Annotated in this window: 13 protein-coding genes; 7 read left to right on the forward strand and 6 right to left on the reverse strand. The window is 73.5% G+C overall.

Going from position 1 to position 15,682, the window contains the following annotated elements; genetic code table 11:
• Positions 1-163: 163 nt before the first annotated feature.
• The gene (locus tag ACZ4YY_RS24375; RefSeq protein ID WP_468293911.1) at positions 164-2,407 is read right to left on the reverse strand and encodes a helix-hairpin-helix domain-containing protein; all 2,244 of its coding nucleotides are present in this window, start codon (positions 2,405-2,407) and stop codon (positions 164-166) included.
• Entirely contained in the window at positions 2,404-3,390 is a 987-nt protein-coding gene (locus tag ACZ4YY_RS24380) for an aldo/keto reductase (protein ID WP_468293914.1), read from the reverse strand. The genes ACZ4YY_RS24375 and ACZ4YY_RS24380 overlap by 4 nt, the downstream gene beginning before the upstream one ends.
• Positions 3,391-3,587: 197 nt before the next feature.
• Between ACZ4YY_RS24380 and ACZ4YY_RS24385 the strand changes: the two genes are divergently transcribed.
• Positions 3,588-4,643 carry an LLM class F420-dependent oxidoreductase gene (locus ACZ4YY_RS24385; RefSeq protein ID WP_468293917.1) on the forward strand — a complete coding sequence of 352 codons (1,056 nt, stop codon included), beginning with the start codon at positions 3,588-3,590 and terminating at the stop codon, positions 4,641-4,643.
• Between the two features lie 226 nt (positions 4,644-4,869).
• A complete protein-coding gene (locus ACZ4YY_RS24390) occupies positions 4,870-5,658 on the forward strand; it encodes a ferritin-like domain-containing protein (RefSeq protein WP_468293920.1) in 789 nt (262 codons plus the stop codon).
• Between the two features lies 1 nt (position 5,659).
• Here the strand turns inward: ACZ4YY_RS24390 and corA are convergent, their stop codons facing one another.
• Positions 5,660-6,652 carry a magnesium/cobalt transporter CorA gene (corA, locus tag ACZ4YY_RS24395; protein WP_468294321.1) on the reverse strand — a complete coding sequence of 331 codons (993 nt, stop codon included), beginning with the start codon at positions 6,650-6,652 and terminating at the stop codon, positions 5,660-5,662.
• A 62-nt stretch (positions 6,653-6,714) separates the two neighbouring features.
• Here corA and ACZ4YY_RS24400 point away from each other — a divergent pair, with 62 nt between their 5' ends.
• The 5 genes from ACZ4YY_RS24400 to ACZ4YY_RS24420 all read left to right on the forward strand — a co-directional run bounded on the left by ACZ4YY_RS24400 (position 6,715) and on the right by ACZ4YY_RS24420 (position 11,904).
• Entirely contained in the window at positions 6,715-7,401 is a 687-nt protein-coding gene (locus ACZ4YY_RS24400) for a histidine phosphatase family protein (RefSeq protein WP_468293923.1), read from the forward strand.
• Between the two features lie 87 nt (positions 7,402-7,488).
• Positions 7,489-8,079 (forward strand): DUF3090 domain-containing protein, encoded by a 591-nt coding sequence (locus ACZ4YY_RS24405; RefSeq protein WP_468293926.1) that lies wholly within the window; start codon positions 7,489-7,491, stop codon positions 8,077-8,079.
• Complete coding sequence (locus ACZ4YY_RS24410) at positions 8,043-8,885, forward strand: SCO1664 family protein (RefSeq protein ID WP_468293929.1); 843 nt, start codon at positions 8,043-8,045, stop codon at positions 8,883-8,885. The genes ACZ4YY_RS24405 and ACZ4YY_RS24410 overlap by 37 nt, the downstream gene beginning before the upstream one ends.
• A gap of 605 nt (positions 8,886-9,490) precedes the next feature.
• On the forward strand, positions 9,491-10,720 hold the full coding sequence (mshC, locus tag ACZ4YY_RS24415; protein ID WP_468293932.1) for a cysteine--1-D-myo-inosityl 2-amino-2-deoxy-alpha-D-glucopyranoside ligase: 1,230 nt from the start codon (positions 9,491-9,493) through the stop codon (positions 10,718-10,720).
• 215 nt (positions 10,721-10,935) lie between these two features.
• Entirely contained in the window at positions 10,936-11,904 is a 969-nt protein-coding gene (locus ACZ4YY_RS24420; RefSeq protein WP_468293934.1) for an SMP-30/gluconolactonase/LRE family protein, read from the forward strand.
• Between the two features lie 115 nt (positions 11,905-12,019).
• Here ACZ4YY_RS24420 and ACZ4YY_RS24425 read toward each other — a convergent pair whose 3' ends face one another.
• The 3 genes from ACZ4YY_RS24425 to ACZ4YY_RS24435 form a co-directional block, all read right to left on the reverse strand.
• Positions 12,020-12,955, reverse strand: coding sequence for a PAC2 family protein (locus ACZ4YY_RS24425; RefSeq protein ID WP_468293937.1), 936 nt, complete (start codon positions 12,953-12,955; stop codon positions 12,020-12,022).
• A 142-nt stretch (positions 12,956-13,097) separates the two neighbouring features.
• Positions 13,098-13,769: a FadR/GntR family transcriptional regulator gene (locus tag ACZ4YY_RS24430; RefSeq protein ID WP_468293939.1), complete on the reverse strand. Its 672-nt coding sequence runs from the start codon at positions 13,767-13,769 to the stop codon at positions 13,098-13,100.
• A 288-nt stretch (positions 13,770-14,057) separates the two neighbouring features.
• Positions 14,058-15,674 carry a glycerol-3-phosphate dehydrogenase/oxidase gene (locus ACZ4YY_RS24435; protein WP_468293942.1) on the reverse strand — a complete coding sequence of 539 codons (1,617 nt, stop codon included), beginning with the start codon at positions 15,672-15,674 and terminating at the stop codon, positions 14,058-14,060.
• Between the last annotated feature and the right edge of the window lie 8 nt (positions 15,675-15,682).

Raw genomic sequence — 15,682 nt, forward strand, 5'->3', positions numbered from 1 at the left:
GGCAAAACCCACCCTGGGATCCTAGTAGCCTAGAACAGTGAGGGGGGGGGGGGCCGGGTCCCCCCCCCCCCCCCCCCCCCGCCGTCCGCGTCCGCTCAGGGGCCCTTGCACTATGAGCGCCTGATCAGGCCGTGCGGTCCGGGCGGGCACGGTGCAAGGCCCCTCAGTGCGCCGCGGGCACCTGGGCGCGCAGCAAGACGGGCAGGCGGGTGGTGCGGGGCTTGGCCGGGACTTCGGCGACCGCCCTGGGCAGGGCCTGCTCGACGCCGTGCACGACGGACAGATGCCGCTCGGCCCGGCCGAAGGCCGTGTACACCCACGGCCGGGTGAGTGCCTGCGCGGCGTCACCGGGCAGCACCACGACCGCCGCGGGCCAGCGGCCGCCCACGGCCTGGTGCGCGGTCAGCGCCCACCCGTGCCGCACGGACTGCTCCACCCGGTCCCTCGGCACGACGACGGGGACGCCCGCGCAGGACAGGTGCAGCCCGTCCGCGTCGGCCCCCACCACCCGGCCCGGCACCGTACGGCCCGGCGCGGGGGAGTGGACGATCAGGTCGCCGGGGTCGAAGCCGCCGAAGCGGCCCGGGCCGGGGTTGAGCCGCTCCTTGAGGGCGGCATTCAACACCCGGGTGCCGGCCGCGCCGCCGTGGCCCGGCGTGATCACCACCGTCTCTCCCGGGGCGACGCCGAAGGCCCGCGGCACCGAGTCGGCGACGAGCTGCACGGTCCGGTGCACGGCCTCGCCCGCGTCCCGTACCGGCACGATCACGATCTCCTTGCCGGGCGCGTCCACCTGGTTGAGCTCGCCGACGCCCACCCCGGAGACCAGCTCGCCGAGCGGTCCGGGATCGGGTGTGCGCGAGGCGATCTGCGGACACGTGCGCGCGGCGAGCAGGTCGGCGAAGACCCGGCCGGGGCCCGCCGACCACAGCAGCGCCGGATCCCCGCTGAGCACAAGCCGGGCTCCGTCGGGCAGCGACTCGACCACGGTGGCGGCGGTCTCCACGTCGAGTTGCGGCGCGTCCAGGACGATCAGCAGGTCGAGGGCCAGCGCCCCGTCGGCGTCACGGCCGGGCCCTTCGGTGCCGGCGAGGAGGCCGGCGAGGGTGACGACACCGGCGTCGGCGTCAACGTCGTCGGCGCCGTCGGTCAGAAGGGCGGCGAACCGGCGTCGGCCGTCCGCCGTGTGGCAGGCCGCGACGGCGCGCAGGCCCAGGGCCCGGGCGGCGGTGAGCAGGGCCGCCGGTTCGGCGCGGGCGGCCTCGCCGCCGGTGTGCAGCACCAGGCCGTGGCCGGCGACCGCGCGGACCAGCTCGGCCGCGCTGCCGGACGCGCTCGACCCCCACCCAGGGGAGGATTCCTCGGCCAGGGAGGAGGTCATGCGGGCCAGACCGTCGGCCAGGCTCTCCTCCGCGAGCGCGTACCGCTCCAGGCCGATCAGGACCCGTACCGGACGCTCCTCGTCCGTGTCCTGCGCCGCGCCGGGTTGCTCCAGCGCGTCCTGGAAGGCGAGCGCCTCGCCCTCCGCGAGCGTGTGCTGCACCGCCGCGTCCGCGTCCGGCACGCCCCGCTGGGCGAGCGCGGCCGTCAGCGCCGGCAGATCCAGTGCCGTGTGCCCGGCGAGGGCGGCCTGTTCCAGCAGCCACACCGTCACCGCGCGGCCCCGCCGCTCGTCGTCGGGGGCGCACTCCGCGCCGAGCAGTGCCCGCGCGAAGCCGTCGGCCTGCTCGGGCCGCACGCCGGACACGCGCAGCAACTGCCAGGGGTCCTCGGCCAGGAGTTCCTCGGCGCCCTCGCCGAGGGCCGCGGCGACCTGCGGCGCCAGCGACTCGGGGGCGCCCCCGCCGGCCAGCACCCGGCGCACGGACTCGACGGTGTGCGCGGCGGGCGCCGTCGGCGCGGCGGCGGCCGGCTCGGGCTGCGGCTGCCGCACGGGCTCCGGGGCCGGGCGGCGCGGGACGGGCCGGGGCTCGGCGAAGACGGTGGCGGTGGGCGCGGCCCCGCCCTCCACGGCCCGGACGGCGGCGAGCAGATCGGCCGCCGGTCCGCTGAGCTTGGTGCCGGCCTCGATGGGCCCCTTCTTCTCGGCCTTCCGCCGCTCGATCCGCTCCCGCTCCTGTTTCTGCGCGGCGAGTTCCGCCTCGGCCTCGGAGAGTCGGGGGGAGGTGTCGTCCCCGCCGCTCCCGGCGGCCGGCTGTGGGGCGTCGTCGGCTGCCGGGTCGGCCTCGTCCGCGGTGGGCCCGGCGTCCGCGGTGGGCCCGGCGTCCGCGGTGCCCTCGGCGCCGGCCGTGCTCCCGTCGGCGTCGAGGCTCGGGTCCGCCGCGTCGGCGGCGTCCGTCACCGGGGCCTCGTCCGGGGTGCCCGGCCCGGGGTGGTTGGTCTCGGCGGGCTCCGGCTCCGTGCTCACAGCGTGCTCCAGTCGTGATCGGGATAGCGGTGCACGGGCGCCGACACGTCGTCGAGCGCCCGGCAGATCTCGTCAGGAAGACTAAGCGCCTCCACTGACAACGCCGCCGTGAGCTGCTGGGCGTTGCGCGGGCCGACGATCGGCGCGCTCACCCCGGGCCGGTCGCGCACCCAGGCCAGCGCGACCTGGAGCGGGGTCACCGCGAGCCCGTCCGCCGCGGTCGTCACGGCGTCGACGATCCGGCTCGCGGTGTCGTCGAGGTAGGGCTCGACGAAGGGCGCGAAGTGGTCGGAGGCGCCGCGCGAGTCCGGCGGGAGGGCGTCTCCGCGGTACTTGCCGGTCAGGACGCCACGGCCCAGCGGTGAGGAGGGCAGCAGCCCGATGCCCAGGTCCAGGGCGGCCGGCAGCACCTCGCGCTCGACACCGCGCTGGAGCAGTGAGTACTCCAGCTGCGTACTGGCCAGCCGGGTGCGCGTGCCCGGCGCGGACAGCTGCCAGGTCGCCGCCTTGGCGAGCTGCCAGCCGCAGAAGTTCGAGACGCCGGCATAGCGGGCGCGGCCGCTGGAGACGGCGATGTCGAGGGCCTGGAGGGTCTCCTCCAGGGGTGTGTCCGGATCGAAGGCGTGCACGTGCCACACGTCGACGTAGTCCGTGCCCAGCCGGCAGAGGGAGGCGTCGAGGGCGGCGAGCAGATGGCCGCGCGAGCCGTCGAACCGGCGGTCCGGGTCGGGCACGCTTCCCGCCTTCGTCGAGATGATCAGCTCCCGGCGCGGAACCAGGCCTTCTATGAGACGCCCGAGAAGGTACTCCGCCTCGCCGTCGCCGTAGACGTCCGCCGTGTCGACGAGGGTCCCGCCCGCCTCCCAGAACGTCTTCAAGAGGTCCGCGGCGTCATGCTCGTCGGTGTCGCGGCCCCAGGTCAGGGTGCCGAGCCCGATGCGGGACACACGCAGGCCGGTGCGGCCGAGATGCCTCTGCTCCATGGGTGCCGAGATTACTGGCCAGAACTGGGCCGTGGGTTGCCTGTGGACAACGGAAGTCCGCCGGCGCCGGGGCGTTCCGCGCAGGTTGGGGCCCTGCCGGGGCGCGCGACGCTCGCCACATCGCCCTCCCCGGGCGCGGCGCCCGCGCTAAGGTCTGCCGGAACAGCGTCGTTACTGATCAGTAAGGGGAATCGGCCATGCAGCTCGGGATCAACCTCGGCTACTGGGGAGCCGGAATGGACGCGGACAACCTGGCCGTGGCCCAGGAGGCCGACCGGCTCGGCTACGCGGTGTGCTGGGCCGCCGAGGCCTACGGCTCGGACGCGGCCACCGTTCTCACCTGGGTCGCCGCCCAGACCGAGCGGATCGACGTCGGCTCGGCCATCTTCCAGATCCCCGCCCGCCAGCCCGCGATGACCGCGATGACGGCCGCCACCCTCGACTCCCTCTCCGGCGGCCGCTTCCGCCTCGGCCTCGGCGTCTCGGGCCCGCAGGTGTCCGAGGGCTGGTACGGCGTCACGTTCGACAAGCCGCTGTCCCGCACGCGCGAGTACGTCGAGATCGTCCGCAGGGCGATGACGCGCGAGCGGCTGTCGTACGACGGCGAGCACTGGACGCTGCCGCTGCCGGGCGGCCCGGGCAAGCCGATCAAGCTGACCGTGCACCCGGAGCGCGAGCACATCCCGCTGTACATCGCCGCGATCGGACCGAAGAACCTGGAGCAGACCGGCGAGATCGCCGACGGCGCCCTGCTGATCTTCCCGTCCGCCGAGCACCTCGAGGACACCGCGATCAAGCACCTGCGCGCCGGCCGGGAGAAGGCCGGCAAGACGCTGGACGGCTTCGACGTGTGCCCCACCCTGCCGCTGGCCCTCGGCGCCGACAAGGACGTCGAGCAGCTCGCCGACACCTTCCGCCCCTACACCGCGCTGTACGTCGGCGGCATGGGCAGCTTCAAGCAGAACTTCTACAACCAGCTCGCGCGCCGCATGGGGTACGAGGAGGCGGCCGCCGACATCCAGCAGAAGTACCTCTCCGGCGACAAGCAGGGCGCCGCGGCCGCCGTACCGCACGAGCTGATCGACCGGACCACGCTGCTGGGTTCCATGGAGCGGATCGCCGACCGGATGAAGGCCTACGCGGCCGTCGGCGTCACCACCCTCACCCTCGCCCCGGCGGGCTTCACCCTCGACGAGCGGCTCGCCTCGCTGCGGGCGGGCACCGAGGCGCTGGAGCTCGCCGGTCTGGCCTGACGGGCGGGGGAGTTGTTCAGCGGCCGTGGTGGGGGCTCGGGGGTCTTCCCCGCCACGGCCGTCACGGAGAACAACGCGCCGGGAACCGCACGGTTACGCCTCGCTCGTCAGCCGAAGGGTCATCCGTTCGGCGCAGTTGTCCGACACAGCTGTTGCCGCACCCCTCGCACGGCACTTGACTCGTTCTTCGCGGAGTGCTGCGCGATCCTGCGGAGAGGTGTCCACGATGCTTTCGGCCAAGAGTCTGTTCCAGGAGATCCTCGACCACGACGAGTCCTTCCGGCTCTTCTGCTCCATCGCGGCCGGAGGGGAGTCCCAGGGCGGCTGGGAGAACGCCCGGATCGCCGCCCTCGTCCCCGAGGACGAACGCGCGATGGCCCCCAAGATCACCCGGCACGGCGCCGACGAGGACAAACACGGACGCATCTTCAACGCCCTGATGAGGAAGCGCGGACTGCGGCCCGTCCCCGTCCCGCCCGAGACCGACTACACGATGCTCCTGGAACGGAACGGCATCGGGCTCGCCCACGACAGGCTCAGGAGCGACCGGCCCCTGACCGTGCAGGACATCATCACCTACCTCGCGCACAGCCGGGTCACCGAACAGCGCGCCTCCGAGCAGATGCGGATGCTGCGCGGGTACTTCGGCGACCACCCCGGTCTCGGCCGCGCGGTGCGGATGATCTCCGACGACGAGGACAACCACCTCGCCTACTGCCACGAGGAACTGCTGCGTTTCGCGCGCGCGGGACACGGCCGCGCCATCCAGCGGACCCTGCGCGCGTGCGCGCTCGCCGAGATCCGCGTCTACCGCGACGTCAGCCTCGCCGTGATGGCCCACATGGGCCGCCTGCTCGGCTGGTCCCGGCCCAGGGCCGCCGTCCTCGCCGCCGGCATCCACGTCCTGTACGTCTGGGAGCGGGTCGCCGGCTGGCGGCGGATGGTGTCCCTCGAGATGCCCGCACGGCGCGACGCCCTCGGCGGACCCGCCACCACCGCCCCCGAGTTCGCCTGACCTACAGCCACCCCCGGCGCTTGAACAGCCGGAACAGCAGCACCTCCAGAAGGGCCATGAGGGCGATCACCGCCGGATACGACCACGCCCAGCGCAGCTCCGGCATGTGATCGAAGTTCATGCCGTAGATCCCGGCGATCATCGTGGGGACCGCGGCCATGGCCGCCCACGCGGAGATCTTCCGCATGTCGTCGTTCTGCCGCACGCTCATCTGCGCCAGGTGCGCCGACAGGATGTCCGACACCAGCCGGTCCAGGTTCTCCACGGACTCGTTCACGCGCGCGAGGTGGTCGCCGACGTCACGGAAGAACGGCCGCGCGCTGTCGTTCACGAAGGGCACCGAACCGATCCCGCCGGTGCCCGCCAGCCGCCCCATCGGCACCGTCAGCGGACCGGTCGCCCGGCGGAACTCCAGGACCTGCCGCTTGAAGGTGTAGATCCGCGACGCGGTGTGCCGCGAGCCGCCGCCGTCCGGCGAGAACACGTCCGTCTCCAGCTCCTCCAGGTCCGTCTGGAGCTCGGTCGCCACGTCCAGGTAGTGGTCGACGGTCGCGTCGGCGATCGCGTACAGCACCGACGTCGGCCCCTTCGCGAGCATCTCCGGCTCCTGCTCCAGCCGGTGCCGCACGGCCGCCAGCGGAGAACCCTCGCCGTGCCGGACGGTCACCACGAAGGAGTCGCCGAGGAAGACCATCACCTCGCCGGAGGAGACGGTGTCGCTGTCCGGCTCGTACACCACCGGCTTCAGCACCAGGAACAGCGAGTCGTCGTAGACCTCCAGCTTGGGCCGCTGATGGGCCTTCAGCGCGTCCTCCACGGCCAGCGGGTGCAGCGCGAACTCCTGCGTGACGTGCTCGAACTCCTTCTCGGTCGGCTCGTGCAGCCCGATCCAGACGAAGTCGCCCGCGGCGCGCGCCGCGTCCAGGGCGTCGGACAAGTCCTGTGGGCCTTCCGTACGGTGTCCGTCACGGTAGACGGCGCAGTCGACGATCACGGAGCGCATTCCCCTTTCGGCCGTTCCTCTGCGCACACGCACGTGCGCCTACCCTGGGCGGCATGCCCACGCTGATCCTCGTCCGGCACGGACGTTCCACCGCCAACACCTCCGCAGTGCTCGCCGGCTGGACGCCCGGCGTCGCCCTCGACGAGCGCGGCGTCGAGCAGGCCGCCGCACTGCCCGGGCGGCTCGAGGGACTGCCCCTCGCCGAGGTCGTCGCGAGCCCGCTGCAACGCTGCCAGGAGACGATCAAGCCCCTCGTCGCCGCCCGCCCCGGCCTGTCCGTCCACACCGACGAACGGATCGGGGAGGCCCACTACGGCGACTGGTCCGGCCGCAAGCTCGCCGAACTCAAGGACGAACCGCTGATGGAGGTCGTGCAGACGCACCCCTCCGCGGTCGCGTTCCCCGGCGGTGAGTCGATGCGGGCCATGCAGACCCGCGCCGCCGAGGCGGTGCGCGAGTGGAACGCGCGCGTGGAGCGCGACCACGGCGCCGACGCCGTCTGGCTCCTGTGCTCGCACGGCGACATCATCAAGTCGCTCGTCGCCGACGCCCTCGGACTTCATCTCGACCTCTTCCAGCGGATCTCCGTGGAACCGTGTTCCATCACCGCGATCCGTTACACCCGTCTGCGGCCCTTTCTCGTGCGCCTCGGCGACACCGGCGACTTCGCCTCGCTCGTGCCCCGCCAGGAGCCGCCGGCCGGGGACGCCACGGTCGGGGGCGAGGCGGGCGCACCGTGATCGTCGCCCGCAGTAGGGTGAACCGGTCCGCACACGCACGTTCACGCATGGACGTACCCGTACCCACGACTCCCAGGGAGACAGGACGTGTCCCGTCAGGTGTTCCTCTACGACCCCCCGGACCGCTTCGTGGCCGGTACGGTCGGACTGCCCGGGCGCCGTACCTTCTTCCTCCAGGCCACCGCCGGATCCCGAGTGACCAGTGTGGCCCTGGAGAAGACCCAGGTCGCCGCGCTCGCCGAGCGCATGGACGAGCTGCTGGACGAGGTCGTACGCCGTAGCGGCGGCAGCGCCGCCGTACCCGCGGTGGCGCCCACCGAGATCAGCGACTCCGCCCCCCTCGACACCCCGGTCGAGGAGGAGTTCCGGGTCGGCACCATGGCCCTCGCCTGGGACGGCGAGGAGCAGCGCATGATCGTCGAGGCGCAGGCCCTCGTGGAACTCGAGGCCGACTCCGAGGAGGACCTCGCCGAGGCCGAGGAGCGGCTGCTGCAGGACGAGGAGAACGGGCCCCCGATGCTGCGGGTCCGGCTCACCGGCGCGCAGGCCAGAGCCTTCGCCAAGAGAGCACTCGACGTCGTCAACGCCGGCCGGCCGCCCTGCCCGCTGTGCAGCCTGCCGCTCGACCCGGAAGGACACGTATGTCCGCGCCAGAACGGATACCGCCGCGGGGCGTGACGACCACCGGCCCCTCCTCCGCCGGATGGGACGACCTGCTCGCCCACGGTGAGCTGACCGTGCGCGGACGCATCCGTGACGCCTCCAACGCGGCCCTGTACTGCACCGTCGCCCACGAGGGCCGCGAGGCCGCCTGCGTCTACAAGCCGGTCGCGGGGGAGCGGCCCCTGTGGGACTTCCCCGACGGCACCCTCGCCGGGCGCGAGGTCGCCGCGTACGCGGTCTCCGAGATGACCGGCTGGGGGCTCGTCCCGCCGACCGTCCTGCGCGACGGCCCCTACGGCGAGGGCATGTGCCAGCTGTGGATCGAGGCGGCCCCGGACGACGGGCTGCTCGCCCTCGTCGAGGGGGAGGAACCGGGAGCGGGCTGGAAGGCGATCGGGTTCGCCGAGGTCGGGGAGGGGCGGACCGCGCTGCTGGTGCACGCCGACGACGAGCGGCTGCGGCGGCTCGCCGTCCTCGACGCGGTCGTCAACAACGCCGACCGCAAGGGCGGCCACCTGCTGACCACCGCCGACGGCCGGCTGTACGCCATCGACCACGGCGTGACCTTCAACGTCGACGACAAGCTGCGCACGCTGCTGTGGGGCTGGGCGGGGGAGCCCCTCACCGGGGAGGCGACGCGGGTCCTGACGAGGCTCGGGGCGGAACTGGCGGAGGGCGGTGCCCTGGCGGCCGTCCTGGCGCCACTGATCACCCCGGCCGAGATCGACGCCACGCGCGCGCGTGTGGCCGCGCTGCTGGAGTCGGGGACGCACCCGGAGCCGGGCGGAGAGTGGCCGGCGATCCCCTGGCCGCCGGTGTAACACGCTGCGGGTGCGGGTGCGGGTGCGGTGCGCGTGCGCTGCGGCTGCGGCCGCGGGTGCGGCCGTGCCGGTGGCGTGGCCGCGGTGTCACGGGAGCCGCCTCGCCACGGCCCAGCCGGGAGCCGGCGTCGCGGAGGGGAAGGGCCGGGCGGTCGCGGCCGTGCGGGCGGGCCGAGTGCGGCGGGGGCCGAGTGCGTCCGCTGCCGGGCGGGGCCCACGACGGGAGCCGTGCGGGCCGAACGCGGCGGGGCCGTACGGCACGGGGTCCGAGCGGACATGGCCGTGCGTGGACGTGACCTGAGCGCGGGTCGTGCCCGGCGGTGGCCGTTAGGGCCCTTCTGATGGATCTCCGCGGCGTCGCGACGCCCGGCACGCACTCTCGCCGCACCGCGCGAAAGCCCAAGCAGCGCCGCTACGAGGACTTCCGCGCCGCACGCCGAGAAGCACGCCCCGGACGCCGCTCCTTCTCCCACGGAGATCCATCAGAAGGGCCCTGGCCGGGGCGGGGTGAGCGCACACCGGTCGGGAGCGCGCAAGACCGCCTTCCCGGCCATCCGGTCGGCTCCGGTTCGTATGCGGAAGTTCCCTCCGGTTACGCTCATGACATGCATGCCTGGCCCGCTTCCGAGGTCCCCGCCCTGCCTGGTCAGGGCCGCGACCTGAGGATCCACGACACCGCGACCGGCGGCCCGGTCACCCTCGACCCCGGTCCCGTCGCCCGTATCTACGTGTGCGGCATCACGCCGTACGACGCCACCCACATGGGGCACGCGGCGACCTACAACGCGTTCGACCTCGTGCAGCGCGTGTGGCTCGACACCAAGCGGCAGGTTCACTACGTCCAGAACGTCACCGACGTCGACGACCCGCTCCTGGAGCGCGCGCAGCGCGACGGCCTCGACTGGGCCGCCCTCGCCGAGAAGGAGACGACCCTCTTCCGCGAGGACATGACCGCCCTGCGGATGCTGCCGCCGCGCCACTACATAGGCGCCGTCGAGGCCATACCGGGCATCGTGCCGCTCGTGGAGCGCCTGCGGGACGCGGGCGCCGCCTACGAACTCGACGGCGACATCTACTTCTCCGTCGAGGCCGACCCGCACTTCGGCAAGGTCTCCCGCCTCGACGCGGCCGCCATGCGGCTGCTGTCCGCCGAGCGCGGTGGCGACCCCGACCGGCCCGGCAAGAAGAACCCGCTCGACCCGATGCTGTGGATGGCCGCCCGGGAGGGCGAGCCCAGCTGGGACGGCGGCTCGCTCGGCCGCGGACGTCCCGGCTGGCACATCGAGTGCGTCGCCATCGCCCTGGACCACCTCGGCATGGGCTTCGACGTCCAGGGCGGCGGCTCCGACCTCGCCTTCCCGCACCACGAGATGGGCGCCTCCCACGCCCAGGTGCTCACCGGCGAGTTCCCCATGGCCAGGGCATACGTGCACGCCGGAATGGTCGCCCTGAACGGCGAGAAGATGTCCAAGTCCAAGGGCAACCTGGTCTTCGTCTCGCAGCTGCGGCGCGACGGCGTCGACCCGGTCGCGATCCGGCTCACCCTGCTCGCCCACCACTACCGGGCCGACTGGGAATGGACCGACCAGGTGCTCCATGACGCGGTGGACCGGCTCGGGCGCTGGCGCGCGGCCGTCTCCCGGCCCGACGGGCCGCCCGCCGAGGCCCTCGTCGAGGAGATCCGGGAGGCCCTCGCGAACGACCTCGACGCCCCGGCCGCCCTGGCCGCCGTCGACCGCTGGGCCGCCCTGCAGCAGCAACAGGGCGGCACGGACACCGGGGCGCCCGGCGTGGTGTCGCGAGCGGTGGACGCCCTGCTGGGCGTCGCGCTGTAGCCGTGACCGCCGTCACCGCGGCCGTAGCGTAACGGCCGCCATCGCGGCAGTAGCGGCTGTCACGGCAGGTGGGGGGCGCTTCCTCCGTCGGGGAGGAGGCGCCCCTCACCTGCGGGGTCGTCATCGGCACGCGCAGACGCGGCTCATGTGATGGGGTGTGAGTGTTCGTCACCGTTCCGCCGGCCACCGCCGGTCCCTTCACGGAAGGACGCACAGTGACACCCGCAGCTCGTTCCCTCGACCGCCGCAGGTTCCTGACCGGGGCCGCCACCCTCTCCGGGGCAGCACTGCTCGGCGGCACCGCGACCGCTCACGCCGCCGGGACACCCAGGACACCCGGGGCGGCGTGGCCGACCGGGTTCCCCCTGCCCGACGGTTTCCAGCCGGAGGGCATCGCCGTCGGCACCCGTCCCTTCGCCTACCTCGGCTCCCTCGCCGACGGCGACGTGTACCGGGCGAGCCTCGCCACCGGCCGCGGCTCCGTCGCCGTCCGGGGCCTCGGCGCCGGGCACCCCACCGTGGGCCTGAAGATCGACCGGCGCGACCGGCTCTTCCTCGCGGGCGGCGACAGCGGCGAGATCCGCACCGCCGACGCCCGCACCGGCAGGATCGAGCAGGTGTACGCCACCGGTGGCACGTTCGTGAACGACGTGGTCCTCGTGCCCGGAGCCGCCTGGTTCACCGACTCCTTCAAGCCACAGCTCTACCGGCTCTCCCTCGACCGCGGCGGCGCCCCGCGGGGCGTGGAGACCGTGCCGCTCGGCGGCGACTGGGTCCAGGGCGACAACTTCACCGCCAACGGCATCGAGCGCACGCCCGACGGCAGTGCCCTCCTCGTCGTCAACGCCTTCGCCAACGGCGGCGGCCTGATGCGCGTCGACCCGCGCACCGGAGTCGCCCGCGCGGTCGATCTCGGCGGGGCGAAACTGCCCAACGGCGACGGGCTGCTGCTGCTCGGCCGCACCCTCTACGCCGTCCAGCAGCAGCAGAACGCGATCGACGTGTTCCGGCTGAACACGGCCGGCACCCGGGGCACCGCCGTCACCCGGATCACCGACCCGCGCTTCCGCATCCCGACGACGGTGGCGGCCTGGGGCGACCGGCTCTACCTGCCGAACGCGCGCTTCAACGTGGAGCCAACCCCCGACACCGAGTACGACGTGGTGGCCGTCCGGCAGGTCTGACGGCGCGAGGGCGGTGCCCGTCGGCGCACCGCCCTCGTGGGTCCTCCAGGGCCGGGCCCGCACCCGTCCCGGTACCCGGACGCGGACCCGGGGCCCCACCGGCCCTCCCGCTCGCTCAGTCCTCCGACGAATCCTCGTCGTCGGCGGTCTCCCCGGTCGGCTTCGGCGGCTTCGGAGGCCGGGTGCGCTCCCCCGGGGCGGGCGGACCGCCGCCGTCCCGGCGCCGCAGGTACCGCTCGAACTCGCGGGCGATCGCCTCGCCCGACGCCTCCGGCAGCTCCGCGGTGTCCCGGGCCTCCTCCAGCGTCTGCACGTACTCGGCGACCTCGCTGTCCTCCGCGGCCAGTTGGTCCACACCGACCTGCCACGCGCGCGCGTCCTCGGGCAGCTCGCCCAGCGGGATGCGCACGTCGATCAGGTCCTCCAGACGGTTGAGCAGCGCCAGGGTCGCCTTCGGGTTGGGCGGCTGCGAGACGTAGTGCGGTACGGCCGCCCAGAGGCTGACCGCCGGCACGCCCGCGTGCGTGCACGCCTCCTGCAGGACGCCGACGATGCCCGTGGGGCCCTCGTACTTGGTCTCCTCCAGATCCATGCGCCGGGCCAGGTCCGTGTCGGAGGTGGTGCCGCTGATCGGGACGGGGCGCGTGTGCGGGGTGTCGCCGAGCAGGGCGCCCAGGATGACCACCAGCTCCACACCGAGCTCGTGCGCGAAGCCGAGCAGCTCGTTGCAGAACGAACGCCACCGCATGGACGGTTCGATGCCCCGCACGAGCACCAGGTCGCGCGGCTTCTCCCCGCCGACCCGCACCACCGACAACCTTGTCGTCGGCCACGTGATCTTGCGCACGCCGCCGTCCATGAACACCGTGGGGCGGTTCACCTGGAAGTCGTAGTAGTCCTCGGCGTCCAGCGCCGCGAACACCTCGCCTTTCCACTCCCTCTCCAGGTGCGCGACCGCGGTGGAGGCTGCGTCGCCGGCATCGTTCCAGCCCTCGAACGCGGCCACCATGACCGGGTCGATCAGCTCGGGAACCCCCTCGAGCTCGATCACCCAGCGCCTCCTTCCGACGTGCCCTCGCCTGACCACCCAACCTTACGGCGTCCGGCGGGGGCGACCGCAGTCCCCTCGTACGGGGTGGTGGACGGATCACTGCCCCGTTCGCCACCCGGGAACACCCCCCGGCCGAAGTCGCTCACAGACTCGACCGCAGCCACTGCTCGACGCTCGCGATGTGCACGGTCGCCCAGGAGCGGGCTGCCTCCGCGTCTCGGTCGCGCAGCGCGGCGAGGATCGCGCGGTGCTCGCGCAGGGTGCGGCTGACCGCGTCCTCCTGGGTCAGTCCGCGCCAGATGCGGGCCCGGGTGGTGGGCCCCGACAGACCGTCGAGCAGCGAGCACAGCACCGTGTTGCCGGCGCTGTGCACGATCCCCCGGTGGAACTCCAGATCGCTGGCGACCAACTCCTCCACCGAGGGAGCGGTGCCCAGCTTCTGCAACAGGGCCTCCAGGGCGTCCAGTTGCTGCTCGCTGATGCGCAGGGCGGCCATCGCCGTCGCGGCCGGCTCCAGGATGCGGCGCACCGCCAGGAACTCCAGGACGGTGTCGTCGCGGTGGAAGTCGACGACGAAGCTCAGCGCCTCCAGCAGCAGTTGCGGATCGAGGCTCGTCACATAGGTGCCGTCGCCCTGCCGCACGTCCAGGATCCGGATGAGCGACAGGGCGCGCACCGCCTCCCGCAGGGAGTTGCGGGACAGGCCCAGCTCGGCGGCGAGTTCGCTCTCCTTGGGCAGCCGTTCCCCGGGGCGCAGCGCACCGGAGACGATCATGCCCTTGATCTTCTCGATCGCCTCGTCGGTGACTGCCATGACCGGCCTCCCGTGGTTCCTCGCCCAGACATCGGATGTCCAGTCGTCATTATGCGGGCTGCTGACGGAAGTGCCTCCCGTCGCGGGCCGTGGCAGGCTCGGCGGGCACCGTCGGCGTCGTGTCCGGCAGCGGCCGAGGCCGTCGACGACGCAGGCGGGGGGCCGTCCGTGCGACACGAGAGGGGCGGCTCCGTCGGTGGGGAGCCGCCCCTCTCGTGGTGCCGGCCCCGGTGCGGAGGGGGCCGTTCCCCGGCGCCGGCCCCGGTCTGGGAGTGGGCCGGCGGAGGTCTACTTCTTGTCGAGCAGGTCCTGGACCTTCGCGCGGACGTCGTCCGTGGCCAGACCGCGGATCGTCAGCGTCGTCCGGCGGCGCAGCACGTCGTCCGCCGTCTCGGCCCACTCGGTGTCGCGGGCGTAGACGACCTGCGCCCAGATCTCGGGGGCGTCCGGGTGGACGCGCTCCGCCAGCTCCGGGTTCTCGTTCGCCAGACGCGCGATGTCGAAGGCCAGCGAACCGTAGTGGGTGGCCAGGTGCCGGGCGGTGTCGGCGGCCATGCGCGGGCCGGGCGCCGGGTGGTCGACCAGCAGCCGGTGGGCGACCGCGCGCGGGTTGGCGACCCCCGGCAGCGGCAGCTTCTTCGGCAGCGAGGAGACCGGCTCGAAGTCGTCGCCGAGCGGGTGACCCGGCAGCGCCTCCAGCTTCTGCATCACCGTACGGCCGATGTGCCGGAAGGTGGTCCACTTGCCGCCCGCGACGGACAGCATGCCGCTCCTGCCCTCGGTCACCACGGTCTCGCGCTTGGCCTTGGCCGTGTCACCGGGTCCGCCCGGCAGCACCCGCAGGCCCGCGAAGGCGTACGTGATCAGGCCCCGGTCGAGCTGCTGGTCCCGGACGGAGAACGCGGCCTCGTCCAGGATCTGGGCTATGTCCTTGTCGTTGACGGCGACGTCCGCCGGGTCGCCCTCGTACTCCTCGTCGGTGGTGCCGAGCAGCAGCATGTCCTCCCAGGGGAGGGCGAAGGTGATGCGGTACTTGTCGATCGGGGTCGCCAGCGCCGCCTTCCAGGGGGAGGTGCGCTTGAGGACCAGGTGGGCGCCCTTGGACAGGCGGATGGACGGCGCCGCGCCCGGGTCCTCCATCCGGCGCAGGTGGTCCACCCACGGGCCGGTCGCGTTGAGCACGAGCCGGGCGTTCACGCCGAACTCGTCACCGGTGAGGCGGTCGCGCAGCTCCGCGCCCGTCACCCGGCCCTTGGTGAAGCGCAGGCCGGTGACTTCGGCGTGGTTGAGGACCACCGCGCCCGACTCCACGGCCGCGCGGACGGTCATCAGCGCCATGCGCGCGTCGTTCATCTGGTCGTCGCCGTAGACGGCCACGGCCTTGAGGTTGTCCGTGCGCAGCTCGGGCACGTCCTGCGCCGCCCGGGCGGGCGAGAGCAGGTGCCCGACGCCGTCGCCGAAGGCCGACAGCGCGGAGTAGGCGAAGACGCCCGCCCCGAGCTTGGCCGCGCCGTGCGGCCCGCCCTTGTACACGGGGAGGTAGAAGGTGAGCGGGTTGGCCAGGTGGGGGGCCACCTGGCGGGAGACCGCACGGCGCTCGAAGTGGTTCTCCGCCACCAGCTTCACCGCGCCGGTCTGCAGGTAGCGCAGACCGCCGTGGAGCAGCTTGGAGGAGGCGGAGGAGGTGGCGCCGGCGAAGTCACCGGCGTCCACCAGAGCCACCCTGAGGCCGGACTGCGCGGCGTGCCAGGCGGTGGAGATGCCCAGGATGCCGCCGCCGATCACGAGAAGGTCGTACGACGCCTTGGCGAGCTGTTCCCGGGTCTCGGCGCGGCTCGGGTTGGAGCCGGAGGCCGGGCGCGTCCCCAGGGCAGGCACGGACTGCAGGGTGGACTGACTGGTCATGCGGTTTC

The sequence above is a fragment of the Streptomyces sp. NPDC030143 genome (assembly GCF_055573695.1).

Bases quoted from the DNA above. Each gene is read 5' to 3' on its own strand.
- ACZ4YY_RS24380 (WP_468293914.1), bottom strand. From the start codon at position 3,390: ATGGAGCAGAGGCATCTCGGCCGCACCGGCCTGCGTGTGTCCCGCATC.
- ACZ4YY_RS24385 (WP_468293917.1), top strand. From the start codon at position 3,588: ATGCAGCTCGGGATCAACCTCGGCTACTGGGGAGCCGGAATGGACGCG.
- ACZ4YY_RS24390 (WP_468293920.1), top strand. From the start codon at position 4,870: ATGCTTTCGGCCAAGAGTCTGTTCCAGGAGATCCTCGACCACGACGAG.
- ACZ4YY_RS24400 (WP_468293923.1), top strand. From the start codon at position 6,715: ATGCCCACGCTGATCCTCGTCCGGCACGGACGTTCCACCGCCAACACC.
- ACZ4YY_RS24410 (WP_468293929.1), top strand. From the start codon at position 8,043: ATGTCCGCGCCAGAACGGATACCGCCGCGGGGCGTGACGACCACCGGC.
- mshC (WP_468293932.1), top strand. From the start codon at position 9,491: ATGCATGCCTGGCCCGCTTCCGAGGTCCCCGCCCTGCCTGGTCAGGGC.
- ACZ4YY_RS24430 (WP_468293939.1), bottom strand. From the start codon at position 13,769: ATGGCAGTCACCGACGAGGCGATCGAGAAGATCAAGGGCATGATCGTC.
- ACZ4YY_RS24435 (WP_468293942.1), bottom strand. From the start codon at position 15,674: ATGACCAGTCAGTCCACCCTGCAGTCCGTGCCTGCCCTGGGGACGCGC.